The sequence below is a fragment of the Bradyrhizobium guangdongense genome, assembly GCF_004114975.1.
Lineage (GTDB): Bacteria > Pseudomonadota > Alphaproteobacteria > Rhizobiales > Xanthobacteraceae > Bradyrhizobium > Bradyrhizobium guangdongense.
Genome location: NZ_CP030051.1, coordinates 5794948 through 5818719, shown reverse-complemented (window position 1 = coordinate 5818719; position 23772 = coordinate 5794948). Strand labels below are relative to the sequence as shown.

At 64.0% G+C, this 23772-nt stretch carries 26 protein-coding genes, 1 pseudogene and 1 riboswitch; of the genes and pseudogenes, 13 read left to right on the top strand and 14 right to left on the bottom strand.

All coding sequences use genetic code 11. The features are described from left to right. Positions 1 to 138: 138 nt before the first annotated feature. Positions 139 to 1767 (bottom strand): fatty-acid--CoA ligase, encoded by a 1629-nt coding sequence (locus X265_RS27730; protein WP_128967714.1) that lies wholly within the window; start codon positions 1765 to 1767, stop codon positions 139 to 141. A 65-nt stretch (positions 1768 to 1832) separates the two neighbouring features. Between X265_RS27730 and X265_RS27725 the strand changes: the two genes are divergently transcribed. Beyond that, complete coding sequence (locus tag X265_RS27725; RefSeq protein WP_128967713.1) at positions 1833 to 2945, top strand: extensin family protein; 1113 nt, start codon at positions 1833 to 1835, stop codon at positions 2943 to 2945. A 37-nt stretch (positions 2946 to 2982) separates the two neighbouring features. Here the strand turns inward: X265_RS27725 and X265_RS27720 are convergent, their stop codons facing one another. Next, positions 2983 to 3669, bottom strand: coding sequence for a L,D-transpeptidase (locus X265_RS27720; RefSeq protein WP_128967712.1), 687 nt, complete (start codon positions 3667 to 3669; stop codon positions 2983 to 2985). A gap of 339 nt (positions 3670 to 4008) precedes the next feature. Between X265_RS27720 and X265_RS27715 the strand changes: the two genes are divergently transcribed. Together X265_RS27715 and X265_RS27710 are read left to right on the top strand one after the other, a co-directional pair. Next, positions 4009 to 4986 carry a magnesium transporter CorA family protein gene (locus X265_RS27715; protein ID WP_128967711.1) on the top strand — a complete coding sequence of 326 codons (978 nt, stop codon included), beginning with the start codon at positions 4009 to 4011 and terminating at the stop codon, positions 4984 to 4986. A 207-nt stretch (positions 4987 to 5193) separates the two neighbouring features. Further along, entirely contained in the window at positions 5194 to 5427 is a 234-nt protein-coding gene (locus X265_RS27710; RefSeq protein WP_128967710.1) for a hypothetical protein, read from the top strand. 244 nt (positions 5428 to 5671) lie between these two features. Here the strand turns inward: X265_RS27710 and X265_RS27705 are convergent, their stop codons facing one another. Together X265_RS27705 and pdxH are read right to left on the bottom strand one after the other, a co-directional pair. Next, positions 5672 to 6424 (bottom strand): SDR family NAD(P)-dependent oxidoreductase, encoded by a 753-nt coding sequence (locus X265_RS27705; RefSeq protein ID WP_128967709.1) that lies wholly within the window; start codon positions 6422 to 6424, stop codon positions 5672 to 5674. A 38-nt stretch (positions 6425 to 6462) separates the two neighbouring features. Next, positions 6463 to 7104: a pyridoxamine 5'-phosphate oxidase gene (gene pdxH, locus X265_RS27700; RefSeq protein WP_128967708.1), complete on the bottom strand. Its 642-nt coding sequence runs from the start codon at positions 7102 to 7104 to the stop codon at positions 6463 to 6465. Positions 7105 to 7196: 92 nt separating this feature from the next. On the opposite strand from pdxH, the gene X265_RS27695 reads away from it, so the two are divergent. Together X265_RS27695 and X265_RS27690 are read left to right on the top strand one after the other, a co-directional pair. Then, a complete protein-coding gene (locus X265_RS27695; RefSeq protein WP_244659271.1) occupies positions 7197 to 7625 on the top strand; it encodes an RT0821/Lpp0805 family surface protein in 429 nt (142 codons plus the stop codon). Between the two features lie 109 nt (positions 7626 to 7734). Next, positions 7735 to 8697 (top strand): DnaJ C-terminal domain-containing protein, encoded by a 963-nt coding sequence (locus X265_RS27690; RefSeq protein ID WP_128967706.1) that lies wholly within the window; start codon positions 7735 to 7737, stop codon positions 8695 to 8697. 319 nt (positions 8698 to 9016) lie between these two features. Here X265_RS27690 and X265_RS27685 read toward each other — a convergent pair whose 3' ends face one another. Both X265_RS27685 and X265_RS27680 read right to left on the bottom strand, forming a co-directional pair. Further along, on the bottom strand, positions 9017 to 9790 hold the full coding sequence (locus tag X265_RS27685; protein ID WP_128967705.1) for an anti-sigma factor family protein: 774 nt from the start codon (positions 9788 to 9790) through the stop codon (positions 9017 to 9019). A gap of 106 nt (positions 9791 to 9896) precedes the next feature. Continuing rightward, complete coding sequence (locus X265_RS27680; RefSeq protein ID WP_128967704.1) at positions 9897 to 10385, bottom strand: sigma-70 family RNA polymerase sigma factor; 489 nt, start codon at positions 10383 to 10385, stop codon at positions 9897 to 9899. 172 nt (positions 10386 to 10557) lie between these two features. Here X265_RS27680 and fabI point away from each other — a divergent pair, with 172 nt between their 5' ends. The 4 genes and pseudogenes from fabI to X265_RS27660 all read left to right on the top strand — a co-directional run. Continuing rightward, a complete protein-coding gene (fabI, locus tag X265_RS27675) occupies positions 10558 to 11376 on the top strand; it encodes an enoyl-ACP reductase FabI (RefSeq protein WP_128967703.1) in 819 nt (272 codons plus the stop codon). 12 nt (positions 11377 to 11388) lie between these two features. Then, positions 11389 to 11988: a histidine phosphatase family protein gene (locus X265_RS27670; protein ID WP_128967702.1), complete on the top strand. Its 600-nt coding sequence runs from the start codon at positions 11389 to 11391 to the stop codon at positions 11986 to 11988. A gap of 146 nt (positions 11989 to 12134) precedes the next feature. After that, positions 12135 to 13223 (top strand): chorismate synthase, encoded by a 1089-nt coding sequence (gene aroC / locus X265_RS27665; RefSeq protein WP_128967701.1) that lies wholly within the window; start codon positions 12135 to 12137, stop codon positions 13221 to 13223. A 123-nt stretch (positions 13224 to 13346) separates the two neighbouring features. Continuing rightward, positions 13347 to 13625 (top strand): annotated as a pseudogene (locus tag X265_RS27660) (adenylate/guanylate cyclase domain-containing protein); the annotation flags it as partial. A gap of 62 nt (positions 13626 to 13687) precedes the next feature. On the opposite strand, the gene X265_RS27655 reads toward X265_RS27660, so the two are convergent. Genes X265_RS27655 through leuC form a run of 3 tightly spaced genes read right to left on the bottom strand, consistent with a single transcriptional unit; the run spans position 13688 to position 17066 of the window. Beyond that, entirely contained in the window at positions 13688 to 14995 is a 1308-nt protein-coding gene (locus X265_RS27655) for a 2-hydroxycarboxylate transporter family protein (protein WP_128967700.1), read from the bottom strand. Between the two features lie 47 nt (positions 14996 to 15042). Beyond that, positions 15043 to 15645, bottom strand: a complete 603-nt coding sequence (leuD, locus tag X265_RS27650; RefSeq protein WP_128967699.1) for a 3-isopropylmalate dehydratase small subunit — start codon at positions 15643 to 15645, stop codon at positions 15043 to 15045. Beyond that, positions 15642 to 17066: a 3-isopropylmalate dehydratase large subunit gene (leuC, locus tag X265_RS27645; RefSeq protein WP_128967698.1), complete on the bottom strand. Its 1425-nt coding sequence runs from the start codon at positions 17064 to 17066 to the stop codon at positions 15642 to 15644. The genes leuD and leuC overlap by 4 nt, the downstream gene beginning before the upstream one ends. 110 nt (positions 17067 to 17176) lie before the next feature. On the opposite strand from leuC, the gene X265_RS27640 reads away from it, so the two are divergent. Further along, a complete protein-coding gene (locus tag X265_RS27640) occupies positions 17177 to 18130 on the top strand; it encodes a LysR family transcriptional regulator (RefSeq protein WP_128967697.1) in 954 nt (317 codons plus the stop codon). A 4-nt stretch (positions 18131 to 18134) separates the two neighbouring features. On the opposite strand, the gene clpS is transcribed toward X265_RS27640, so the two are convergent. The 5 genes from clpS to X265_RS27615 are packed head-to-tail and all read right to left on the bottom strand — an operon-like array spanning position 18135 to position 20874. After that, positions 18135 to 18440 (bottom strand): ATP-dependent Clp protease adapter ClpS, encoded by a 306-nt coding sequence (gene clpS, locus X265_RS27635; RefSeq protein ID WP_128967696.1) that lies wholly within the window; start codon positions 18438 to 18440, stop codon positions 18135 to 18137. Positions 18441 to 18483: 43 nt separating this feature from the next. Next, positions 18484 to 18825, bottom strand: coding sequence for a DUF190 domain-containing protein (locus X265_RS27630; RefSeq protein WP_128967695.1), 342 nt, complete (start codon positions 18823 to 18825; stop codon positions 18484 to 18486). A gap of 2 nt (positions 18826 to 18827) precedes the next feature. Then, complete coding sequence (gene crcB, locus X265_RS27625) at positions 18828 to 19253, bottom strand: fluoride efflux transporter CrcB (RefSeq protein ID WP_128967694.1); 426 nt, start codon at positions 19251 to 19253, stop codon at positions 18828 to 18830. Positions 19254 to 19259: 6 nt separating this feature from the next. Next, positions 19260 to 19649: a fluoride efflux transporter CrcB gene (gene crcB / locus X265_RS27620; RefSeq protein ID WP_128967693.1), complete on the bottom strand. Its 390-nt coding sequence runs from the start codon at positions 19647 to 19649 to the stop codon at positions 19260 to 19262. A 16-nt stretch (positions 19650 to 19665) separates the two neighbouring features. Further along, positions 19666 to 20874: an MFS transporter gene (locus X265_RS27615; protein ID WP_128967692.1), complete on the bottom strand. Its 1209-nt coding sequence runs from the start codon at positions 20872 to 20874 to the stop codon at positions 19666 to 19668. An 87-nt stretch (positions 20875 to 20961) separates the two neighbouring features. Continuing rightward, a riboswitch (Fluoride riboswitch) is annotated at positions 20962 to 21040 on the bottom strand. Positions 21041 to 21293: 253 nt separating this feature from the next. Here X265_RS27615 and X265_RS27610 point away from each other — a divergent pair. The 3 genes from X265_RS27610 (at position 21294) to X265_RS27600 (ending at position 23772) form a co-directional block, all read left to right on the top strand. After that, complete coding sequence (locus X265_RS27610; protein WP_128967691.1) at positions 21294 to 22169, top strand: DUF1194 domain-containing protein; 876 nt, start codon at positions 21294 to 21296, stop codon at positions 22167 to 22169. A 172-nt stretch (positions 22170 to 22341) separates the two neighbouring features. Then, positions 22342 to 22977, top strand: coding sequence for a hypothetical protein (locus tag X265_RS27605; RefSeq protein ID WP_128967690.1), 636 nt, complete (start codon positions 22342 to 22344; stop codon positions 22975 to 22977). A gap of 204 nt (positions 22978 to 23181) precedes the next feature. Then, a complete protein-coding gene (locus X265_RS27600) occupies positions 23182 to 23772 on the top strand; it encodes a porin family protein (protein ID WP_128967689.1) in 591 nt (196 codons plus the stop codon).

Below are 23772 nucleotides of genomic sequence, written 5' to 3'. Positions count from 1 at the left end.
CTCTTATTGGCTTGGAGTGCGGCGCGACGTTAGGGAGGCGCCGGGTCGGCTCCAATTGGTCTTTGGTCGCGTGGCCGCGAACGAAAAAGGCCCCTGCACGACGGCAGGGGCCGAATTCAACCTTGCTGTGCGCGGGCTCTACGCCACCGCGTTCGGGAAACGATATTCCTTGAACTGGTCGCGCAACGCAGTCTTCAGGATCTTGCCGGTCGCGGTGTGCGGGATGCCTTCGACGAAGGCGACGTCGTCGGGCATCCACCACTTGGCGATCTTGCCATCCATGTATTTCAGGATGTCCTCGCGCGTTGCCTGCTGACCCTGTTTCAGCTGCACGATCAGCAGCGGACGCTCATCCCATTTGGGGTGGAAGACGCCGATCACGGCGGCTTCCGCGACGGCTGGATGGCCGACCGCGAGATTTTCAAGATCAATCGAGGAGATCCACTCGCCGCCTGACTTGATCACGTCCTTGGAGCGGTCGGTGATCCGCATATAGCCGCCCTCGTCGATCGTCGCGACGTCGCCGGTGTCGAAGAAGCCCTCCTCATCGAGGATCTCGGTGTCGACCCGGTAATAGGCTTTGGCGACCGCGGGGCCGGAGACTTTCAGGCGGCCAAAGGTCTTGCCGTCCCAGGGCAGCTCCGCGCCGGCATCGTCGGTGATCTTCATTTCAACGCCGAAGGGCGCGTAGCCCTGCATCTGCAGGACGTCGAGCCTGGCATCGCCCGTCGCATCACTGAACGGCGGCTTCAACGCCGCGACGCTGCCGATCGGGCTCATCTCCGTCATGCCCCAGGCGTGGCGGACGTTCGAGCCCATGTCGAGGAAGGCCTTGATCATGGAGCGCGGCATCGCCGAACCGCCGCAGATCACCATCTTCAGGTGCGGCAGCTTCAGATTGTTGGCGCTCATGTGCTGGAGCAGCATCAGCCACACCGTCGGCACGCCAGCGGTGTGCGTCACCTTCTCGGTGGCGAGCAGCTCATACACCGAGGCGCCGTCGAGTTTGGGTCCGGGCATCACGAGCTTGGTGCCCTGCGAGGGCGCGGAGAAGGCGATACCCCAGCTGTTGGCATGGAACAGCGGCACCACCGGCAGCATTGTCTCGGACGCGCTGGTGCCGAGCGCATCGACATTGTTGGCCATCAGCGCGTGCAGCACATTGGACCGATGCGAATACAGCACACCCTTCGGGTCGCCCGTCGTGCCCGACGTGTAGCACATCGCGGCCGCCGTGTTCTCGTCAAAGTCCTTCCATTTGAATTTGCCGTCGGCCTCGGCGATCCAGTCCTCGTAGGCGACGACGTTCTTCAACGTGGTCTCGGGCATATGCGCCTTGTCGGTGAGGATGACGTACCGTTCGACGCTCGGCAGCTTGTCGGCGAGCTTCTCCAGCACGGGGACGAAGGTGAGGTCGACCATCACGATGCGATCCTGCGCATGGTTGATGATCCAGCCGATCTGCTCGGGGAAAAGCCGGGGATTGACGGTGTGGCAGATGGCGCCGATGCCCATGATGCCGTACCAGACTTCGAGATGGCGCCAGGTGTTCCAGGCGATCGTGGCGATGCGATCGCCGAGCTTGATGCCGTCGCGTTCCAGCATCTGCGAGACCTTGAGCGCGCGCTTGTGGATTTCGGCGTAGGTGGTGCGATGGATCGGTCCCTCGACCGATCGCGTGACAACCTCCTGCTTGCCGTGAATCCTGGCGGCGTGTTCGATAATCCGGTGGCAGAGCAGGGGCCAATCTTGCATCAAACCGAGCATTCAGACGTTCCTCCGAGAAGTCGCTGGGCGCATTATCGCTCTCAGCGCAGGGCCAAAGAATTGACATGAGTTTTAGCCTGCCGGACTTTCGCCGCAAATGGTCTTGTCGCGGCAATATGTCCGCTGGCGCGGCAATGGTTACCGCTGCGGTGGGGCTTGCGTTTGTTCTCGCGGATCGGGCGGAGGCGCGAACGCATGGTGCACCGCTCGATATCTTCGGTCTTGGTACTCCACGGCTTCACCGGAGTGCCCACGCCACCAAGATACCGCTACCAAAGCCGCGCCCCGAGGAGGCTCCGAAAGCACTCGACGAGGCCGCGCCGGAGGCCAAGGCCAAGTCTCCCCCTGACAAAGCCTTCCCGGACAAGCCCGCCGGCGATAAGCCGGCTGAGGCCGCGCCGCAGCCCGAGAAGCAGCTCTCGGCGTGCCGTGCCGCGCTGACCGAAGACGTCGCGATCGCCCCGTCTATTCCCGATATCCGCGGCCCGGGTGCTTGCGGTGGTGTGGACCTGGTGCGGCTGGAAGCCATCGTGCTGCCGGACAAGCGCAAGGTCGCGGTCAAACCGGCGGCGATCCTCCGCTGCACCATGGCGACTGCGATCGCCGATTGGGTGCGCACCGACATGGTGCCGCTGGCCGCGAGCCTCGGCTCGACCATCACCGACCTCGACAATTTCGACAGTTTTGAGTGCCGCGGCCGCAACCGCATCGCCGGCGCGATGCTGTCCGAGCACGGCAAGGCCAACGCACTCGACGTCCGCTCGCTCAAGCTCGCCAATGGACAGTCGATCGGCCTGACCGACCGCACCGTCGCGCGCGAGGTGCGCGAGCGCGTGCTGCATTCGGTCTGCTCGCGCTTTTCCACCGTGCTCGGCCCGGGTTCGGACTGGTACCATGAGGACCACGTCCACCTTGATCTCGCCCAGCGTCGCAACGACTACCGGATCTGCCAGTGGAACGTCTGGGACCCCTTGCCTCAGGTCGCCCCCATGCTGCCCGCCGAGCGCCCCGAGGAGGCGCCGCCGCGCGAGGTCGCGGCCAAGCCGGAGGCCAAAGACAAGCCGGAATCCAAAGAGCAGACTGACGACGAAGGTGCGGCAAAGTCGGCCGCGCCTGCAGACAAGCCGGCGGCAGACAAGATCCGGGCAAAGAAACCGGCAACGAAAAAGCGCCGGTGAGACCGGCGCTTTTCAGAAACCTCAGGTTATCAGGCTATCAGAAGCTGCCGGCCTGGCCGGTGCCGCCGCCCTGGAGCGCGAGACGCGAATTGTAGGGCGAGTCGCCGTGCTTCGGCTCAAGCACCACGACGATGGTGCCGACCTTGACGCGGTTGTAGAGGTCGATGGCATCCTCGTTGGTCAGGCGGATGCAGCCCGAGGAGATCGAGGCGCCGATATATTCCGGCTGGTTGGTGCCGTGAATACGGAACAGCGTGTCCTTGCCGCCCGAATAGAGATACATCGCACGTGAGCCCATCGGGTTGTCAGGGCCGGGAGCGACGTAGGTCGGCACGCCCAGACGCGAAATCTCGCCGGGAGTCGGGTGCCAGGCCGGCCATTCGGTCATGCTTCCGACCTTGGCGATGCCGGACCAAGCCATGGCCTCTTCGCCGACGGTGATGCCGTAGCGGATCGCCTTGCCGCCATCCATCACGTAGTAGAGGTAGTGATTGTCGGAATCGACCACGATGGTGCCCGGCGACTCCTTGCGGTGATAGTCGACGATGGCGCGACGGAACGGCTCTGCCACGGGAGTATTTTCATACCGAATCTTGGCAAGCAGTTCCTTGTCCTTCGGCTTGAAATTCTGGGTGTTGGTGGCTTCGTAATGCGTGGCCTGCATGCAGCCCGACAGCATGAAGCCGGCGGCCAAAACTCCCAACATAACTTTCAGCGACGACATGGTTTGGTTCCAATTCAAAACAATACCGCGCAGGTCCTCAAGCGTAGCACCCAAGGGCCTTCGACTCCGTTGATTTCATTATCGTTGAAATCTGCCACAATTCCAGCTTTTAGGACCTTATCCCGCGCTGCGAGACCCAGCCTGTGGCTTTTTTGCCGCAAGTTTTGCGTCGTTGGGCTGGGTTCTTGGCGCGAAAAGCACAGCTGTCGATTTCATGCCGCAGTTGGGACGCACGGCCGCCACAAATGCGAACAGTCCGTTAATGTGGTTGTCATCATGAACTTGTCAGAATCGCGCTAAGGGCTGTCATTCTGTCGCAGGCCCCTGCTGGAGTTGTTCATGTTTTCTGTGTTCGTGCCTTCCGACTCCTCGCTGAAGAAGGCCGTTGTCGACGATCTCGCGGCGGTGCCGGAGCACGCAGTGTGGGTTGACCTGGTCAATCCGACCGCGGCCGAGGACAAGGCCGTGGAACGGCTGCTGGGAATCGCGATCCCGACTCGGGAGGACATGCAGGAGATCGAAATCTCCAGCCGTCTCTATATCGAGAACGGCGCGCGCTACATGACCGCGACCCTGATGTGCCACTCCGATACCGACATGCCCCGGACCACGGCGGTGACCTTCATCCTCGGCGACCACCGCCTGGTGACGGTGCGCTACGATCAGCCCAAGCCGTTCGCCCTGGTCGAGGCCAAGCTGGCCCGTTCCTGCACCCCCGCGATCACCGGCGAGATGGTGCTGATGGAGCTTTTGGACGCCGTGATCGACCGCTGCGCCGACATTCTGGAACGCTGCGGCATGGAGATCGACCAGGTCAGCCACGACATCTTCGAGCCCGAGAGCGAGCGCCATGGCCACGCCAAGCAATATTCGCAGATCCTGATCTCGATCGGCCGGAAGGGCGATTTGACCTCCAAGGTCCGCGAAAGCCTGGTGTCGATCGGCCGCGTCGTCACGTTCCTCTCGGCGGTGGTCGAGGGCGTGAAATGGTCCAAGGACATGCGCGAGCAGCTCAAGACCATGCAGCGTGACGTTGCCTCGCTGACGGACCACGCCTCTTATCTGTCCAGCAAGATCACCTTCGTCCTCGACGCCATGCTCGGCGTCGTCAATCTCGAGCAGAACAACATCATCAAGCTGTTTTCGGTCATGGCCGTTGTCCTGATGCCGCCGACGCTGATCGCCTCGATCTACGGCATGAATTTCAAGGTGATGCCGGAACTCGAATGGACGCACGGCTATCCGTTTGCGCTAGTGCTGATGGTGATCGCCGCCGTGGTCCCGTATTGGATCTTCAAGTGGAAGAAGTGGCTGTGAGCCGGCCCCGCGCCTTCGAGATAGTGACCGAGACCTTACGCCGGTCGCAAAGACAGGGCTGATGGTGTCGCAGAATAGATCGCCATTGCGGCTGCGCTGTGATGCGTGTGCCGTGCCCCAATTCCTCCGGTAAAATTTGAGCGGTGCGCTGAACGTTTGCGCGAAACTTGTCTGCGATAAGTTGTGCGTTAGCCGCGAGGAACAACCATGGTTGAGAAACACATAACGACGCCCCGCAACGTCATCGATCTGACCAGCTATCGTCAGATCGCGACGAGCGGCAAGGCGCCGTCGTTGTCGGCGCGCATGTGCCGGCACTGTGGTGCTCCGCTGCTCGACGGCGAGAACGACGACGACTGTTCGACTGCATTCGACGCTGCCGCTCCAAATGCTGCGACGTCGAGACTGCGCGACCGATCGCGTCGGATTCGCCTGGATTGAGGCGCGGAAGGAAGGGCGGGCGATCCAGTCTTGCGGCGGCGTTGTCTGGATCGCCTTGCTTCCCCGGTATTCTTTCAAACACAGTCGCTGCTTGGGCGACGGTTCGCGCGGACCCGCCGGCTGTATCCGGTTGAGAGTGCCTGACAGGCAAAACACCTCGGCACGGATTTGGAGAACCCATACTGCTGCCTCACACGCCGCCCTCGTAGCCCGGAGGCAGCGTCCGGGCGACGCGAACATCGGATCAGACGTGCTGGCCGCCGTTGATGTGGATCTCGGCGCCGTTGACGTAGGACGACGTATCCGTGCACAGCACGTAGATGATCTTGGCGACTTCGTCGGGCGTGCCGAGCCGATGCATCGGAATCTGCTGCTCGACGATCTTCTCGGTGCCCGGCGACAGGATCGAGGTGTCGATCTCGCCCGGTGCGATCGCGTTGACGCGGACGCCGACGCGGCCGAAATCGGAGGCCATCTCGCGCGTCAGTGCGGCGAGCGCCGCTTTCGATGTGGCGTAGGCCGCACCGGCAAAGGGATGCACGCGCGAGCCCGCGATTGAGGTGACGTTCACGACCGAGCCCTTGGCGGCCTTCAATTCCTCGATCAGGCCGCGCGCCATCATGATCGGCGCGAAGAAGTTGACGTGGAAGACGTGCGTCCAGGTGTCGAGATCCGTGTCGACCGAGCCGAGCCGGGCGCCGCCCGGTCCCTTCGGAGAGATCGCGGCATTGTTGACCAGCGCATGCAGCGTGCCGCCTTCGAGCCGATTGCGGATCTCGGTGATCGCGCGCGCGGTGTCCTCGGGATTGCCGAGATCGACCTGGATGTGATCCTCCGGGCCTGCGTCCCACGGGCAATCCTCGGGAAAGGGATGCCGCGAGCAGGTGATGACGCGCCAGCCCGCCGACGAGAAGCGGATCACGGTGGCGTGGCCGATGCCGCGGCTCGCTCCGGTGAGGAGCAGCGTGCGGCGCGGCGCATTGGAGGAATGCGGCATGGACATCTTTCAGGTCGGCCTAACGATCGAGACAAGGCTCAAGGATACATCCGCGTCTTGGACCATGGCTGGCCCGCCGCGTCACGACGAAATTCGATGCGATCGTGCAGGCGGAAGGGGCGGTCGTGCCAGAACTCGATTCGCGCAGGCGTGATGCGCCAGCCGCTCCAGCCGGGCGGCCGCGGCACCTCGCCGATGACGTGCCTGGCCGCGACCTTGGCGATCGCCTGCTCGAAGGCAAAGCGGCTCTCGAGCGGCTGCGACTGCTTGCTCGCCCAGGCGCCGATCTGTGCCTGCTTCGGTCGCGTCGCGAAATACGCATCGGCTTCAGCGTCGGTCACGGGTGTCACGTGGCCACGGATACGGACCTGACGGCGCAACGACTTCCAGTGAAAAAGTAACGCGGCCTTAGGATTTGCGGCGAGTTCGCGGCCTTTCTGGCTGGCGATATGGCTGTAAAACACAAACCCCTCGGTATCGAAGCCTTTCATCAGCACCATGCGCACGTCGGGCAAGCCGTCCGGATCGACGGTTGCGAGCGCCATGGCGTTCGGATCGTTCGGCTCGCTCTTGATCGCCTCGTTCAACCAGGCCTCGAACAGCGCGAACGGCTCGTCGGCGGCGGTAAAATCACCGGATGTTAAGGGTGTCTGGTGTTTCATCGAGGTCGTATCGGTCATGTCTGGAGTCCGAATTGCGTCCCGCGGCCCAAAGCGCGCTGTTGTCTGCTCTCGCCCTATATAGGGCATGGGAACGCGTTGGCCTATCGGCGATGCGGATGTCGGGCCTCGTGGTGACGATGATTCTGATCGGGCTAGGCGCCGGCGGTTGCAGCGTGTCCCGCACTGACGCCGGCGCGTACGCCAAGGCCGACGACAATGACCTCACCGGCTCGATCGCGCGGCCGGCGAAGGATGCCTCGCCGACCGAGACCGATCTCGCCTTCGCCCGCAACGCCGCCTCCGACGTGCTGAGCATGGGCGACAAGGACGCCAGCCAGCACTGGGAGAATCCGGAAACCGGCGCGCGCGGCTCGGTGACGCCGATCGCGCAATCCTACGCCGCCGAGGATGGCCGCAAGTGCCGCGACTTCCTGGCCAGCTACGTCAACGGTACCACCGAAAGCTGGCTTCAGGGCGCCGGCTGCCAAAGCAGCCGTGGCCGTTGGGAGATTCATACGCTAAAGCCGTGGCGTCGCTAGGATTCGGCGGGTCTGACTAGTTGCAAAAATGCCACTCGCCCCCACATGAGGCTCAGGTGGGGCGGGGAGCCCTTTGAACATTTCGATTTCTCAAGAGGAGACGTGACGGATGCGCGACCCCTATGAGGTCTTGGGGGTGCCGCGGAGCGCTACCGCTGCCGCGATCAAGAGCGCCTATCGCAAGCTGGCCAAGAAACATCACCCCGACAGCAACAAGGGTGATCCCAAGGCCGCCGAGCGCTTCTCCGAGATCAATTCGGCCAACGAGATCATCGGCGACGAGGACAAGCGCAAGCAGTTCGACCGCGGCGAGATCGACGCCGAAGGCAAGCCGCGCTTCCAGGGCTTCCCTGGCGGTGGCGGCCCGCGCGGCCGCGCCGGCCCCGGCGGTTTCGAGAGCTATACGTTCCGGAGCGGCGGCGCGGGCGGACCGGGTGGAGGTGCGTTCGAGGACATCCTCAACAGCATGTTCGGTGGCGGCATGCGCGGCGCGCGGCCCGGTGCGGGCGGCGGTGCCCAGTTCGAATTCGACACCGGCGGGATCGGGCTGGATCTCGACGTCAACGTCGCCATGTCCGTCTCGCTGGAAGAGTCCGTCAAAGGTGGCGAGAAGCGCGTCCGGCTGCCGAATGGTAAGGAGCTCAACGTCAAGATTCCGGCCGGCGTCGTCGAAGGTCAGCAGATCCGGCTGCGGGGGCAGGGCGAGACGGCCCAAGGTCACCCGCCCGGCGATCTCCTGATCACCATCAACATCGCGCCGCATCCGTTCTTCAAGATCGAGGGCGCCGACCTCAGGATCGACCTGCCGGTCACGCTTTATGAAGCGGTTCTAGGCGGCAAGGTTCGCGTGCCCACGCTCGGCAATGCCGTGGAACTTTCGGTCCCGAAAAACACCTCAAGTGGCCGCACCTTCCGCCTCAAAGGCAAGGGCCTGCCGAAATCGGGCGGAACCGGGGATCTCTTCGTCACCATCAGGATTATGCTACCGGACGGGAACGACGCCGAGCTTGAAGCATTGATGGAGAAGTGGCGGGACCAGCACCCCTACAATCCACGTAGCGGGCTCGGTTAGGGCGAGATCGGAATTGAAGGGGTTCTCCTAAAGGCCTAGCGCATCTCCCAACGGATGATGCCCATCATATGCCTGAGGCGTGGTAGCGCTTCATGCGCCTGACGTATCGACTGTCCGGCGGGAAAGCCGATAAAAAGGTGCGGCCTCGAGAGGGGGACCAGCGCGGTACCAAAAACCCCAATCGAGGCCGCCCGCGTCGATCGGCGGATCGAACGCTACTCATAATCGCGTGAACACCCGGTGCGATAATGAGACGCGCCGATGTCCTGAATCCAAATTTTCGATGACGGAATCGAGGCACCGCGGCTTGCGCGGTTGCTTAGCCGCCGTGTTTCTCGGCTTGGTCGTAGACCGCCTGCGCCACCCTGGTCAGGCGATCGCGGTCGGCGCCGCCGCCGCTGACGACATAGCCGACGCCGCGCTCGGCCCAGAACAGCGCCCCGTCCTTGTCCGTCCTGGCGTAGCGCATCTGCGTCTCGCCGGTCTCGGTCTTGGCGGTATAGATCGTGTAACGCTCGCCCGAGGCGCCCTCATACATCAGGAATGAAGCGGGTCCGCTCGGCCCCGGCAGCAGCCGGCCGCCGACCAGCTTCAGCCCGCTCGCCTCCAGGTTCGGCGCGAACACCGTCCAGCCGCAGCGCCGGGTCAGCCAGGCCTGGAGATGATCGCGCTCGTTGCCCGGAACCTCGACGGGGTGGCGGACCTCGACGACATAGAGGCGGTGGGCGTCGAGTGCGTCCTCCGTAAAGCTCTGGAAGGTCGAGGGCGCGTTGGCGGCGCCATGCGCGACCCAACCGGCCGTGCCGCCGGCGACGAAGGCGACCAGCGTGGCCGCAACCGCCTCGTAGAGCCATTGCCGCGGGCGACGCTCCAGCCGTTCGAGCTCGAGCCTGTCAGGCACCGGCTCCTGCGCGACGCTGTCGTAGCGGGCATGCAGCATCTCGGCCATGGTGCGCCAGGACTGTACCCGCTCGGCATCCTCGGGGTGCGCGGCAAGCCAGGCCTCGACATCGGGGCGGCGCTCGGGCGGCAGCTCGCCATCGACAAAGGCGTGCAACTCGTCTTCGGTGATTGGAATATTGCGGTCGTTCATATCGGTCGTCTCTGGCTCTGCGGCCCAAAATATCTCACTCGGTTCAACAGCGCTGCTGCTCGCTCCATGCAGGGGACGCGGCACACGCGATGCATCGATCCTGCCATCATTTCACCCGCCTGAGCGCCGGGCGCCCACCCTCCAGCGACGCCTTAACGTGTGCGCGGGCGCGCGCCAGGCGGGACATCACGGTGCCGATCGGCACGCCCTGGATGTCGGCGACCTCGCGGTAGCTCATGCCCTCCAGCATCACCAGCAGCAGCACCGAGCGTTGCTCCTCGACCAGCGTCGAGAGCGCCTTCTCGATGTCGCGCCCCTCGGCCTCCGTCCCGCTGGCATCGGGGTTGTTCTCGGTCAGCTGCATGAATTGCGGCCGCCTTGCCAGCGAGCGCCGCCGGTTCTTGTTGAGGTTGGTCAGGATCGTATAGAGCCAGCTCCTGACGTCGCCTCCGAGAAACAATCGCTCCGAGCGCAACGCGCGCACCAGCGTGTCCTGCACCAGATCGTCGGCCGCATCCGCATCGCGCGTCAGCGCGCGGGCGTAGCGGCGCAACGCCGGGATCATGGCTTCTACACTCTGGCGAAACGCACTCATGCCGTGTTTGATGTCCTGCCGTTCGGCGCAAGCGCCTCATCAATCATAACACCCGAACGGAACGGCTATTCCGGCCCCGGAAACAGCGTTAACGCCGCGTATTAGGACTGTACCGCCGGGGAGGGCTGGTGTACCTCCAGACCTTAGATCCAGATCGACGGGACGTGAAGAAATGGCGCAGAATTCAGGTCTGATGCAAGGCAAGCGCGGGGTGATCCTTGGCGTTGCCAACAACCGCTCGATCGCCTGGGGCATCGCCAAGGCATGCCAGGCGGCCGGCGCCGAGATCGCACTCACGTATCAGGGCGATGCGCTGAAGAAGCGGGTCGAGCCCCTCGCTGCCGAGCTCGGCGCGCTCATGCTCGGCCATTGCGATGTCACCGATGCCGCGACCATCGATGCGGTGTTCGATGTGCTGAAGCAGAAGTGGGGCAAGATCGATTTCGTCGTGCACGCGATCGCGTTCGCCGACAAGGATGAGCTCGAGGGCCGCTACGTCGACACCACCGCGGACAATTTCTCCAAGTCGATGCTGATCTCCTGCTACTCGCTCACTGCGATCGCGCAGCGTGCCGAGAAGCTGATGACCGACGGCGGCTCGATCGTGACGCTGAGCTATTACGGCTCCGAGAAGTGGATGCCGAACTACAACGTCATGGGTGTCGCCAAGGCGGCGCTGGAGGCGAGCGTGCGCTATCTGGCCGCCGATCTCGGCGAGAAGGCGATCCGCGTCAACGCGATCTCGGCGGGGCCGATCAAGACGCTGGCCTTCGCCGGCATCGCCGATTCACGGCTCCTGCTCAAATACAACGAGCTCAACGCGCCGCTGCGGCGCAACGTGACGATCGAGGAAGTCGGCGACAGCGCACTGTATTTCCTGTCCGACCTGGCGCGCGGCGTCACCGGCGAAGTGCATCACGTCGATGCCGGCTACCACGTGCTCGGCATGAAGCGCCCCGACGCGCCGGATGTCTCGCTCGGCAGGGACTGATCACCACCCGCAATGTCCGTGCCCACGATCTATTATCTTCGCCACGGCGAGACCGAGTGGAATGCACTCGGACGGCTTCAGGGCACCAAGGACATTCCGCTGAATGCACGCGGCCGCGGTCAGGCCGAGCAGGCCGGCCTCGTTCTGGCCGAGCTTCTCAAGCGCGACGGCCGCGACAAGGCGGCGCTGCCCTATGTATCGAGCCCGCTCGGCCGTGCGCGCCAGACCATGGAACTGGCGCGCGGCAAGCTCGAATTGCCCGTGACGGATTACGCACTGGACGATCGTCTGCGCGAGATCGGCTATGGCGCCTGGGAAGGGCTCACGTTGGCCGAGAGCCAGGCGAAAGATCCGGAGATCTATGCCAGGCGCCTCGCCGACAAATGGACCGTGGGACCCGCGGGCGGCGAGACCTATGCCGACGTCCAGGTTCGCGTGCGTGCCTGGTACGATGAGCTCAAGAGCGACACGGTCGCGGTCGCCCATGGCGGCACCTGCCGGGCCCTGATGGTTTCACTCGGCCTTGAGACGCCGGTGAGCGCTGCCGAGCTCTATATCGAGCAGGGCGCCGTCTACGTGTTCCGCGACGGCCGGCTGGACAAGTATAGTTAAAGGCGGCGCTACACCCTCCGCCGTCATGGCCGGGACAAGCCCGGCCATGACGGACTTGGCAGGCATTTGACCACCCACTCAGATCGCGTTACGTCACGTTGAGTTGCAACAAAAACGTTGCCATCCAACGTAGGCGGCGATCCGGTATGTCCTTCAACACCTTCGGCCACATGTTCCGCGTCACCACCTTCGGCGAAAGCCATGGCGTGGCGATCGGCTGCGTGGTCGACGGCTGCCCGCCGATGATCCCGCTCACCGAGGCTGACATCCAGCGGGACCTCGATCGCCGCAAGCCGGGCCAGTCGCGCTTCACCACCCAGCGTCAGGAGCCGGACCAGGTCAAGATCCTGTCCGGCGTGATGGCGCACCCGGAGACCGGCGTGCAGGTGACGACGGGCACGCCGATCGGCCTTCTGATCGAGAACACCGACCAGCGCTCGAAGGACTATTCGGAGATTAAGGATAAGTTTCGCCCCGGTCATGCGGACTTCACCTACGAAGCCAAGTATGGCCTGCGCGACTATCGCGGCGGTGGCCGTTCCTCGGCGCGCGAGACCGCGATGCGCGTCGCCGCCGGTGCGATCGCGCGCAAGGTGCTGCCGGATGTGAGGGTGCGCGGCGCGCTGGTGCAGATCGGGCCGTACAAGATCGACCGCGAAAAGTGGGACTGGGACGAGATTGCCAAAAATCCGTTCTTCTGTCCTGACAAGGACAAGGCCGCGTTCTTCGAGACCTATCTCGACGGCATCCGCAAGAGCGGCTCGTCGATCGGTGCGGTGCTCGAGATCGTTGCCGAGGGCGTGCCGGCAGGTCTTGGTGCCCCGATCTACGCCAAGCTCGATTCCGATCTCGCCGGCGCGATGATGACCATCAACGCCGTAAAGGGCGTCGAGATCGGCGCCGGCTTTGGCGCAGCCGAGCTCACGGGTGAAGAAAATGCCGACGAGATGCGCACCGGCAATGACGGCACGCGCTTCCTGTCCAACCATGCCGGCGGCATTCTGGGCGGCATCTCCACGGGACAGCCGATCGTGGTGCGTTTCGCGGTGAAGCCGACCTCATCGATCCTTCAGCCGCGCCTGACCGTCGATCGCAAGGGCACCAATACCGAGATATTCACCAAGGGCCGCCACGACCCCTGCGTCGGCATCCGCGCCGTCCCGGTCGGCGAAGCCATGATGGCCTGTGTGCTGGCCGATCACTTCCTGCGCGACCGCGGGCAGGTGGGGCGCTAGACGCGGCAATCTCTTCACCTCTCCCCGTCGGGAGAGGTGGAGCACTGCCGACGACGCGGCATATTGCGGTACTAGCCCAGCGCGCAGCTTGACGTTGCGACAGCTTCGTCCGCAAATGCGGCCATGGACAGATCCGGGCTCCAGCGTGTCTTGAACTGGCTGATCGAGGGGGCGAAGACCTCGGGGACTTCGGCCGACATGATCGCCGCCGTCTGCGAGCAGCTGGTCGATGCCGGCCTGCCGCTGGCGCGGTTCGGTATCTTCATCCGCACGCTGCATCCGGAAATTTTCGGCCGCAACTTCATCTGGCGCGAAGGCCAGAAGGTCGAAATGGGCACCGTCGATTTCGAGATTCTGCAGACTCCGGAGTTCGCCAAGAGCCCGCTTCGCATCGCGGAGGAGACGCCGGTGGTGATGGCGTGACGTGGCGGCAAGCGCGATTGCCTGCCACCGCGTGATGCATTTCAATACACGACCTTCATCGCCAACGTTGCGATCACGATCATGATGGCGCCGCCGACGCGGGTTGCAATCTGGGCGAAGGCCATCAGACCCATGCGGTCCGCAGCGCCGAGAATGTCGCCGGTGCCGCCCAGTCCCGAATGGCAGGCGGTGACGATCGCGGCCTCGACCGGATACATGTTCAGCCACTTTCCGACGAAGAAGCCGGAGGTGACCATTGCCAGCACCGTCGTCGTGCAGATCGCGATGTAGCCGGGATTGAAGGATGCCACGAGCTGTTGCCACGACACCAGCAACGCTCCCATCGCCACCAGGATCGCGAAGGTGAGATTGGTCGACATGAATTTGTTGATCTGGTAGGCGCCGAGCTCCATCTCAGCCGGCAGCAATTTTGTCAGCTTGAGCGCGACGGCCGCGATGATCATCAGGATCGGGCCGGGAATGCCGGTATAGGGCGCGAGCACCATGCCGAGCACGAACAGCACGCAGGACAGCACGATGCCCGCGCCCAGGAGGCCGAGATCGATCGGATGGTCCGAACGCGCGGGACCGAGAATGTCGTCGTCGCCTGTCTTGACCAGCATGCCCCGGCCGTTGAGATCGCGCCGCTTCTCCGCGAGGCGCGCGAGCAAGCCCGCCGCGACGATGGCGACGACGTTGCCGAGCAGCGCCGCCGGGACCATCTGCGCCACCAGCTCTCCTTGCGGCCGGTGCAGCATCTCCGCATAGGCGATCGACAGTGGCAGCACGCCTTCGGCGAGACCGCCGCCGATGATCGGGATGATTACGAAGAAGAACGTCTCCTTCGGGCTGTGGCCGAACAGCAGTCCGACCGTGACGCCGATCGCGATGGCGCTGAGCGTGCCGACCAGCAGCGGCACGAACATGCGGAGGAATCCCTGCACCAGCACGCGATGCGGCATGCCGAGAATCGAGCCGGCGACGAGGCAGGCAATGAAGAAGTACTGGAAGTTAGCGGTGCGGAACGTCGTCGCCATTGCCTTGAGCGCCGTCTCCGGCATCAGGCCGTAGGCGACCAGCGCCGCCGGCACGAACAGGCACATGATGGCCGTGCCGCCGATCCGCTTCAGAAGCGGGATGGTCTGGCCGAGCTTGCCCAAGAGGAAGCCGAGCAGCATCAGCACCGAGAGCCCGCCGATCACGTCATTCGGCAGCTTTCCCGAGTAGACCGCGGCGGCGCAGACCAGGGCTGCGGGAACATAGACGGTGATCGGCAGCGGGCCGATTTTCAGCGCGGCGAGCGCGGATGGTTCCGCCGCGTCCTCGACCTTGATGGCGGTGTCGGTCAAGATTGCCTCCCTTGTGTCGTTTCGTTTTCTTGATTGCGTGCGCGGACTCAGAACCAGGGATTGTCCGCCCGGTGCCGCACCTCGAAGGTGCGGATGTCATCGGCAAAGGCGAGCGTCGAGCTGATCGCATCGCGTCCCGTGAGAAAGGCCTCCTTCCGGGCTGGTTCGATCGCGAAGGGGATATTGCCGCCACCATCGACGCGGATGATCTGCTGCTCGAGATCGACCGTGAGCCTGTTGCTCCCGGGATCCGCGACGATCTCGGCGAGCGTGCCGACCGTGGCTGCATCGAGGCTGATCGTCAGCAAGCCGTTATTGGCGCAATTGTCGTTGAAGATCCCGGCGAAGCTGGTGCCGATCAGGGCGCGAATGCCGAGCTGTTGAAGGCCCCACACGGCATGCTCGCGGCTCGATCCGCAGCCGAAATTTGGGCCGACCACGAGGAAGCAAGTGTCGCGATAGCCATCCCGGTTCAGCACGAAGCCGGGATTGGGCTTGTCCTCGATGAAGCGGAGCAGGTGGAAGGCGCCTTCGCCGAGGCCGCTGCGATCGACGCCCTTCAGGAACATCTTTGGCATGATCACGTCGGTGTCGATATTCGGCGTCGTCATCGGCGCGGCGGCTCCCGAGACGCAACGGAAAGGCGTCATGGCAAATCTCCCCCGATCAGGCTGCGCACGTCGGTGATGCGGCCCGTAACCGCGGCGGCCGCGACCATCGCGGGGCTCATCAGATGCGTCCGGGCGCCGGGTCCCTGGCGACCTTCGAAATTGCGATTGGTCGAGGAGGCCGAGCGCTGTCCCGGTGCAAGGATGTCGTCGTTCATGGCAAGGCACATCGAGCAGCCGGACTGTCGCCACTCCACACCTGCATCGATCAGGATTTGCGCGATCCCTTCCGCCTCGGCCTGAGCGCGGACCTGCGTCGAGCCGGGGACGACGATGGCGCGAACGCCCGATGCGACATGACGCCCCCTGAAGATCTTCGCCGCATCGCGCAGATCCTCGATGCGTGAATTGGTGCAGGAGCCGATGAAAGCGAAGTCGATCGGTACCGACTGGATCGGTGTTCCCGGCCTCAGGCCCATATAGGCGAGCGCGCGCGCGGCTGCTGCCTTGCGCTGTCCTGCGACGTGGCTGTCGGGATCCGGGACGCGGTCGGTCACGGCGATCGCCTGGTCCGGGCTCGTGCCCCACGTCACCAGCGGTGCGACCTCGCCGGCCTCGAGCGTTATCTCCCGGTCGAAGCGGGCGTCGGAATCGGAGCGAAGCTGCAGCCAGGCATTGGCGGCGCGCTCCCACATTTCGCCTTTCGGTGCGCGCGGTCTTCCCTCGAGATACGCGAGCACCTTCTGGTCGGGCGCGATGACGACGCCCCGCGCGCCGGCCTCGACGATCATGATCAACATCACGATGCGTCCCTCGACGCTCATCGCGGTCACGGCAGGACCGGCGAACTCAACGGCATAGCCGGCGGCGCCATCGGCACCGATGCGCCGGATGATCTCCATGACGAGGTCCTTTGGCGTGACCCCGAGCGGCGGACGTCCGATCACATTGATGAGCATCGTCTTGAGGCGGCGGTAACGCACCGTCGAGGTCGCCAGATAATGCTCGATGTCGGAGGTACCGATGCCGTAGCCGAGCGCGCCGAAGGCGCCATAGGCGGTGGTGTGGCTGTCGCCGGCGGCTATCACCATGCCTGGCATCACTAGGCCCTGTTCGGGCGCGACGACATGCTCGATGCCCTGGCGCGGATCGAGGATGTCGAAATATTCGATGCCGAAATCGCGCGCATTGTCGGCGAAATAATCCACCTGCCGCGCGGCATCCGCGTCCGGCATCTGCCGCGTGCGGCGGGCGGCGGTCGGGTTGACGTGGTCGACCACCATCAACGCGGCGGAAGGGTTCCAGACTTTCCGTCCCGCTGCGCGCAGACCGGAAAAGGCCTGCGGGCTGGTATATTCGTTGAGGACGGTGCGATCGACATAGAGCAGCACGAGGCCGTCATCGTCGAGGCGGCGAACCACATGCGCATCGATCAGCTTGTCGTAAAGCGTGCGCCCGGACATTCGGCCTCCCAGCGAGAAATTGACTTCTTCGAGGGTGCAGGCCGGGTCAGTGGAAATCCAATGTCACCTCATGATATGATTATGCAGAATTTGCATAAGCGGGGCGATTCATGGAGATCAACTGGCTGCACGATTTCATTGCGGTGGCGTCGACCCGCAGCTTTTCGCGCGCGGCCGAGCAGCGGAATTCATCGCAGCCCGCTCTGAGCCGCAGGATCAAGGCGCTGGAAGTGTGGGCCGGTGCCCCCCTGTTCGAGCGCACGACGCACGCGGTGAGCCTCACGGCTGCGGGCGATGCGTTCCGCCTGACCGCCGAGGACATCATCCGCCGCTTGTCCGCCGGCCGCCTCGAGGCGCAGGAGCTGGCGCGCGGCGCCTCGGATGTGCTGAAATTCGCCTCGACCAACGCGCTGTCGCTGACGTTCTTTCCGGATTGGTTGCGGCAGGTGGAGGCGACGCTGGCGTTCGTGCCGAACGTCCAGCTGGTCGCCAACCATATGGAGGCCTGCGAGCGCATGCTGCTCGCCGGCGAGGTACATTTCCTGCTTTGCCACCATCACCCGGCCGTGGTCAGCGCATTGACGACGGCTCAGTTCCGATCCGTCCATGTGGGCGATGATTTCTTGATTCCGGCATCCGTGCCGGCGTCGCGATCAGGCAAGGCCCCGCGCTTCAGGCTGCCGGGAACGGAGGCCGCACCGGTGCAGGTCCTGAGCTACCGTCAGGAATCGGGAATGGGAAAAATTCTCGACGCGGTGCGCTCGGCCTCGCCGCTCGGGGCGCATCTGAAACCGACGTTCACGTCGCATCTGGCAAAACTGCTCGTCACCATGGTTCAGGCCGGCCGCGGCATGGCCTGGCTTCCGCAAAGCCTGATCGCTGACCAGCTCGCGTCGGGCGAGCTCGTGAAGGCCGGCGGACAGGAGTGGGAGATTCCGATCGAGATCCACGTGTTCCGTCCGAGATCGCGGCTGACACCGGCGGCGGAAGCGTTCTGGACCCATGTTCAGGAGCGCCCGTCCGCGAGTACCTCGCGCAAGACGGCTCGGGCGCGCCGCAGCTGACGGCCTATTCCTCCGGCTCGGTTGTGAACAGCAGCGGATAGCCCTTGGCACGGCCGGCATCGGTGGCGCGGGTGGCCTTGGTCTCCGCGACATCCTTGGTGAACACCGCGACCACGCAAGCGCCGAGCTTGTGCGCCGTGATCATCACCTTGTAGGCCTGATCCTCGGTCATGCGGAATTCGGCCTTCAGGATCATCGTGACGAACTCACGCGGCGTGTAGTCGTCGTTGATCAGGATGACCTTGTGCAGCTTCGGCCGCTCGACCTTGGTCTTCGTCCTGGTTTTCGGCGTCGTGACGGTGTCGTTCATTCCGCCTCCTGGACACGGCGGGCTCGGGTTCCAGCCGCAGCGATCAGCTCGCGGCCTTGGCACCATATTGCAGGACCTGCACCTTCTCCAAGGTGATCAGACCGCTCGACATCATGCCATCCAGGATGGGCAGGAATGCGTTGATGTTGTCTTCGCTGTCGACGATCTCGATGAGCAGCGGCAGGTCTTCCGAGAGCCGCAGGATCTTCGAGGTGTGCAGCCGGCTCGACTTGCCGAACCCCATCGGGCCGCGCAGCACGGTGGCGCCGGCGAGATGTCGCTCGCGCGCTGCCATCACGATGGCTTCATAGAGCGGCTTGCCGTCGCAATGGTCGCTCTCGCCGATGAAGATCCGGAGCGAAACAGCCTGATTGGGGATTTGCATGGTCAACTCCTGGTCAAGCGGTTGTAGTGGCTCGCGATCATATGCCCTGCCCATACCGACGCCAGCCAGCAGACGACGGACGCGGCGATATAGGCGAGCGCAGTGAATTTCATGCCGCCGTGAAACAGGCGGAAGGTCTCGAGGCTGAAGGTCGAGAAAGTGGTGTAACCGCCGCAGAAGCCGGTCATGACGAATTGCCGGTGCTCCGGTCGCGCCAGCATGCGGCCATCGGGGCCGGTCAACGTGGCGTAGAAGCCGATGATGAGTGAGCCTGTCGCGTTGATGAACAGGGTCGCGAAGGGAAAGCCGGGACCGGTATCGAGCGCAAGCCCCACCAGATAACGCGTCAGCCCGCCGACGATGCTGCCGGCGGAAACCCAGGCATAGAGCATCGCCGTGCGCCAGCGGTCCGCGGAGGAGAGCTTCATCTGACGCTAGCCTCCCAGATTGTCCGCAAGCAGAAAGCCGCAGCTGACGGCAGCGAGGCACAAGGCGACCGAGGCCACGACATTGCCGATGGCCTGCATCGGCTCGCCGTTGCGCGCCAGAGTCAGCGTTTGCAGGCTGAACGAGGACACCGTGGTGTAGCAGCCGAGAAAGCCTGTTACCGCGAACAGCCACGGATTGGGCGAGGCGAACGCCGAGCCGGGATGGGTCGCCAGCGCGCCGAGGATGCCGATCAGGAAGGCGCCGCTGACGTTGATGGTCATGGTGCCCCAGGGAAAGGTCTCGCCCAGCCGCCGCGCGATCGCGCCGGAGACGAGATAGCGGGTGCAGCCGCCCAGCGCGCCGCCGACCATGATTGCGATGACTCCGCTCAACACGATGAACAGCTCCCCGTCACCCCTTGTCCTCCACCGTCAGACCGTTGCCAATTGCGAGCAGTCCCACGAGCGCAGCCAGCGTGAAGCCGAGTCCGGCAAGGAACGTACCGACCGGACCATAGGCGTCCCACAGCGCACCGGCGATGACGCTCGCGGCCAGCATCGCAAGGCCCGTGAACAGATTGAAATAGCCGAACGCGGTGCCGCGCAGCGCTGGGGGTGCCGTATCGGCGACGAGGGCCGCGAGCAAGCCTTGGGTCAGTCCCATATGCAGCCCCCACAGCACGACGCCGAGCGCGAGGCCGGTCAGATCAGGCAGCAGCGCGAGTGCGAGGTCGGCGCAGGCCAGAACGACGAGGCCGAGCGCGAGCAGGGCGGTCCGGTTGATCCGATCCGACAGCGCGCCGGCCGGATAGGCCGAAAGCGCGTAGACGATGTTCATCAGCACCAGCACCGCCGGAACCCACATTGCATTGAGCCCGATGTTCTGGGCGCGCAGGATCAGAAAGGCTTCGCTGAATCGGGCGAGCGTGAAGACGACGCCGACCGCGACGATGCGCCAATAGATCGGTCCGAGCTGCCGCATTGCGGCCGCGTTGAGCGGGTTCTTCGCAGGCTCGCGGCTCGCATCCGGTTCCGGCTCCTCGACTGCGAACGCAATCAGTCCAAAGGACAAGAACGCCGGCACGACCGCCACCCAGAACACGGCGGCAAAATGATCCGATGTCCACCACATCAACCCGATCGCGGAAAGTGGCCCGACAAAGGCGCCGACGGTGTCGAGCGATTGCCGCAGGCCGAAGCTCGCGCCGCGCAGGCCGGCGGGCGCGATGTCGGCGATCAGCGCGTCGCGGGGAGCGCCGCGAATGCCCTTGCCGACGCGATCGATGAAGCGGGCCGCGACCAGCCAGCCGACGCTCGGCGCGAGCGGAAACAACGGCTTGGTCACCGCGGCCAGCCCATAGCCGAGCGCGGCAAGCAGCTTCCGGCGGCCGAGCCAATCCGACAGGGCTCCCGAGAAGATTTTCGTGATCGCGGCGGTCGCCTCCGCGATGCCCTCGATGAAGCCGACCGTGAGCGTGGAGGCGCCGAGCACGGTGACGAGATAGACTGGCAGCAGCGCGTGGATCATCTCGGAGGAGACGTCCATCAGCATCGAGACGAAGCCGAGCACCCAGATTCCCCTGGGTAGCTTGGTCCGCGCATGAGGTGTCGTCGTCGTCACGTCCTGCCCTTATGTCTCGGTCAACAAAAAACCCGCCATCGGCGGGCTTCTCCATGCTCCCACCAAAGGCAAGGGCACATTGCCTCACCTCGAGCAGGAGTCATCAGCCCATTACGGTTGTTCGACCGCCGGGCGGTTGTCGGGGGACTCCATCCCCATCTGTGTCGTCAGCCTAGCATGGAAATCACAGGGAACAAGTGGGGGCAGCACGCGGTCCCTTGGCGCGAAGGTGCGGCGGCGCAAGCGTGGCGACATGGCGGCGATTTCGCGCTGGCGCACCAAGACTCCAAGTTGCCAATCTCTAGCTTGCCAATCTCTAGCCTGCAAATCTCTAACCTGAATGTGAAGCGCAAGCGATCTTCGCACTTTGCGGCAGGACGTTTGCGTGTCACCATCGCGTCATACGACGGGAGGCCGCGATGCGCTTGCTTTTCTCGATCGGGGCTGTGCTGGTGTCCGGCGTACTTGCCGGAGGGGACGTCGCGAGCATCGCGGCACCAGGTCCCAAATCCGGACCGTCGAAATTCGAATCGTCGCGGCAGCGACAGGCGGCTGACGGAGATGCGCAGTCGGTCGACGTCGAGCTGATCCTCGCGGTCGACGTCTCCTACTCCATGGACATGGACGAACTCGCGATCCAGCGCGAGGGTTATGCGCAAGCGATCCAATCCAAGGAGTTCTTGCAAGCGCTGAAGGCCGGCCCCGCTGGCAGGATCGCGGTAACCTATTTCGAATGGGCTGCGTCAAACGACCAGAAGATCATCATCCCCTGGCGCCTCATCGACGGGCCGGAGACGGCGGATGCGGTTGCGGCCGAGATCATGAAGACGCCGATCCGACGCGCCTCGCGCACCTCGATATCGGGCGCGATCGGATTTGCGATGCCGCTGTTCGACGAGGATCCCTATCACGGGCTTCGTCGCGTCATCGACATTTCCGGTGACGGTCCGAACAACAATGGCGGCCCGGTGACGCTTGCGCGGGATGCTGCGCTCGAGAAGGGCATCGTCATCAACGGCCTGCCGATCATGGTCAAGGAGCCATCCTATTCGACCATGGATATCGACAATCTCGATTATTATTACGAGGATTGCGTCATCGGCGGTCCCGGCTCCTTCGTGATTGCGATCAAGGGGCGCGAGAAGTTCAAGGAGGCAATTCGCACCAAGCTGCTGATGGAGGTCGCCGGCCGCACGCCGGATCGTCCGGTGGTGCACGTTGCCGACAAGGACAAGGAGCCGCGCGTGAGCTGCACGATCGGCGAGAAGATCTGGTCGGACCGCTGGGGTCGGTGAGTCGCCGGTCCGGTTGAGACTTTTCGCCTCATTCCGTCGATGGACGAAATTAACCGCTCGTTAACCGATGCATGGCCCTAATCCGATTGTTTCTCTTTGTTTCCGGCCCGCGTCTCGGGATGGCTGGTAGCAAACGAAAGCGGGTTTGTCGCACCCGTTCACGAGCAACCCAATGGCCATCCTTCCATCCAGCACCAACCAGATCTCGCCGGCCAACGAGCGATTATATCACCAGAGCGCCCTTGTCGGTGACTGGAAAGGCAGTTGGGTGGGCAACAACCAAGCCGTCGAATTCAAGGTGGTGAATATCCGCGGTCAACGCGCGCAGGTCGAGTACACTCATAACGGCCACACCGAGCGCGGCATTGGCGAGGTCCAGGGCGGGGTCATCAGCTTTGGCGGGGTCTCGGTCGGCACCAAGGACGGCAAGAACCTGGCGTTGGTGTTCTCGGTGGGCGGTGCCGGCAAGCAGACTGCGACGCTTCAAAAGCAGGCGCCGCCGGCCTCCGATAGTCGATTGGTGGGAAGCTGGGGCGGCTATTCCGCCGACAACGGCAAGAGCGCAAGCTTCAAGGTGGTCTCCGTCAACGGCAATGAAGCGCAGGTCGTGGTCACGACCGACGGCATCACCCGCCAGGGCACCGGGATCGTCTACAAGAACGTCATCATGTTCGGGCAATCGCAGATTGCGACGGACGACGGGCAGAACGGCAAGATCATCTACCAGGTCGGCACCAAATCCTTCACGGTGCCTGTGACGAAATATCCGCCGGCGGATTCCTCGTCCTCGGTGGACCGGACCGCGTAGCCGGTCACGGCTGCTTCCCGCTCGACCGCGTCAGCCCGCGATTGTCGATCGATCTCTCGACAGGTCTCAGCGGGCACAAAGGGCGCTGCTGGCCGCGAGCAGCAGGTCATCGTGGAACCCGATACTGCGATCACCGGCCTGCCGTCGCTGGTATTCGCACGACGCCGGGCGTATAATCCATTTACTTTTCTGACGGTCATCTGAATGCCCAGCCTTCTACCTTCCTGCGGTCTCGCAACCCTCTTCGTGTTGCTCTGCTTCAGTGGAGCACCGGCCAGTGCGCAAGTCGCCCCCTTGCGGTATTGGATCCCGGGCGGGGCTTTCGGCTTTGACGGCAGCGCCGACAGCTACGGCAACTTTCCAAGCTTCAATGCCGGGGATGCCAACGCCGGCTATGATTCCAGGCCGGGATTCTTTGTGGGAAGCCGGAGCGGCAATCTCGGTCTGAGCGGTTTTAGCCAGACCGGGCCGGCGAACAATTTCAGCGCGCTGTCCTACGACAGCACCCAGTTCGGCTACAACATGAAGACGGCGGGCGGCTCGCCTGTGACGTTCTTTGCCGGCTTCGACACGCTGAAATACGGTAACGGCATCGGCAGCTCGGTTGCGCCGCTGACCTCCGCTGCCGCGCCCGGTTACGGTGCATTCGCGGGCGTCGAATTCAAGCCGACCTCCAACCTCAGCCTGTCGTTCGGAGCCGGCTTCACCCAGCAGGACGGCGGCCGTATGGACAGCGATATCCGATCGAACATGCTGCCGGGCGAGTCGCCGGCGATTGGTCAGCTGCGGCGCTGA

What these genes read in the sequence shown, in the direction of transcription:
- X265_RS27640 (WP_128967697.1), top strand. Translation starts at nt 17,177, where the DNA reads ATGGAGATCAACTGGCTGCACGATTTCATTGCGGTGGCGTCGACCCGC.
- X265_RS27710 (WP_128967710.1), top strand. Translation starts at nt 5,194, where the DNA reads ATGGTTGAGAAACACATAACGACGCCCCGCAACGTCATCGATCTGACC.
- X265_RS27685 (WP_128967705.1), bottom strand. Translation starts at nt 9,790, where the DNA reads ATGAACGACCGCAATATTCCAATCACCGAAGACGAGTTGCACGCCTTT.
- X265_RS27600 (WP_128967689.1), top strand. Translation starts at nt 23,182, where the DNA reads ATGCCCAGCCTTCTACCTTCCTGCGGTCTCGCAACCCTCTTCGTGTTG.
- X265_RS27670 (WP_128967702.1), top strand. Translation starts at nt 11,389, where the DNA reads ATGTCCGTGCCCACGATCTATTATCTTCGCCACGGCGAGACCGAGTGG.
- pdxH (WP_128967708.1), bottom strand. Translation starts at nt 7,104, where the DNA reads ATGACCGATACGACCTCGATGAAACACCAGACACCCTTAACATCCGGT.
- aroC (WP_128967701.1), top strand. Translation starts at nt 12,135, where the DNA reads ATGTCCTTCAACACCTTCGGCCACATGTTCCGCGTCACCACCTTCGGC.
- X265_RS27715 (WP_128967711.1), top strand. Translation starts at nt 4,009, where the DNA reads ATGTTTTCTGTGTTCGTGCCTTCCGACTCCTCGCTGAAGAAGGCCGTT.
- X265_RS27680 (WP_128967704.1), bottom strand. Translation starts at nt 10,385, where the DNA reads ATGAGTGCGTTTCGCCAGAGTGTAGAAGCCATGATCCCGGCGTTGCGC.
- X265_RS27730 (WP_128967714.1), bottom strand. Translation starts at nt 1,767, where the DNA reads ATGCTCGGTTTGATGCAAGATTGGCCCCTGCTCTGCCACCGGATTATC.
- crcB (WP_128967694.1), bottom strand. Translation starts at nt 19,253, where the DNA reads ATGAAGCTCTCCTCCGCGGACCGCTGGCGCACGGCGATGCTCTATGCC.
- X265_RS27610 (WP_128967691.1), top strand. Translation starts at nt 21,294, where the DNA reads ATGCGCTTGCTTTTCTCGATCGGGGCTGTGCTGGTGTCCGGCGTACTT.
- X265_RS27725 (WP_128967713.1), top strand. Translation starts at nt 1,833, where the DNA reads ATGAGTTTTAGCCTGCCGGACTTTCGCCGCAAATGGTCTTGTCGCGGC.
- X265_RS27630 (WP_128967695.1), bottom strand. Translation starts at nt 18,825, where the DNA reads ATGCAAATCCCCAATCAGGCTGTTTCGCTCCGGATCTTCATCGGCGAG.
- X265_RS27695 (WP_244659271.1), top strand. Translation starts at nt 7,197, where the DNA reads ATGCGGATGTCGGGCCTCGTGGTGACGATGATTCTGATCGGGCTAGGC.
- X265_RS27720 (WP_128967712.1), bottom strand. Translation starts at nt 3,669, where the DNA reads ATGTCGTCGCTGAAAGTTATGTTGGGAGTTTTGGCCGCCGGCTTCATG.
- leuC (WP_128967698.1), bottom strand. Translation starts at nt 17,066, where the DNA reads ATGTCCGGGCGCACGCTTTACGACAAGCTGATCGATGCGCATGTGGTT.
- X265_RS27605 (WP_128967690.1), top strand. Translation starts at nt 22,342, where the DNA reads ATGGCCATCCTTCCATCCAGCACCAACCAGATCTCGCCGGCCAACGAG.
- leuD (WP_128967699.1), bottom strand. Translation starts at nt 15,645, where the DNA reads ATGACGCCTTTCCGTTGCGTCTCGGGAGCCGCCGCGCCGATGACGACG.
- X265_RS27705 (WP_128967709.1), bottom strand. Translation starts at nt 6,424, where the DNA reads ATGCCGCATTCCTCCAATGCGCCGCGCCGCACGCTGCTCCTCACCGGA.
- fabI (WP_128967703.1), top strand. Translation starts at nt 10,558, where the DNA reads ATGGCGCAGAATTCAGGTCTGATGCAAGGCAAGCGCGGGGTGATCCTT.
- clpS (WP_128967696.1), bottom strand. Translation starts at nt 18,440, where the DNA reads ATGAACGACACCGTCACGACGCCGAAAACCAGGACGAAGACCAAGGTC.
- X265_RS27690 (WP_128967706.1), top strand. Translation starts at nt 7,735, where the DNA reads ATGCGCGACCCCTATGAGGTCTTGGGGGTGCCGCGGAGCGCTACCGCT.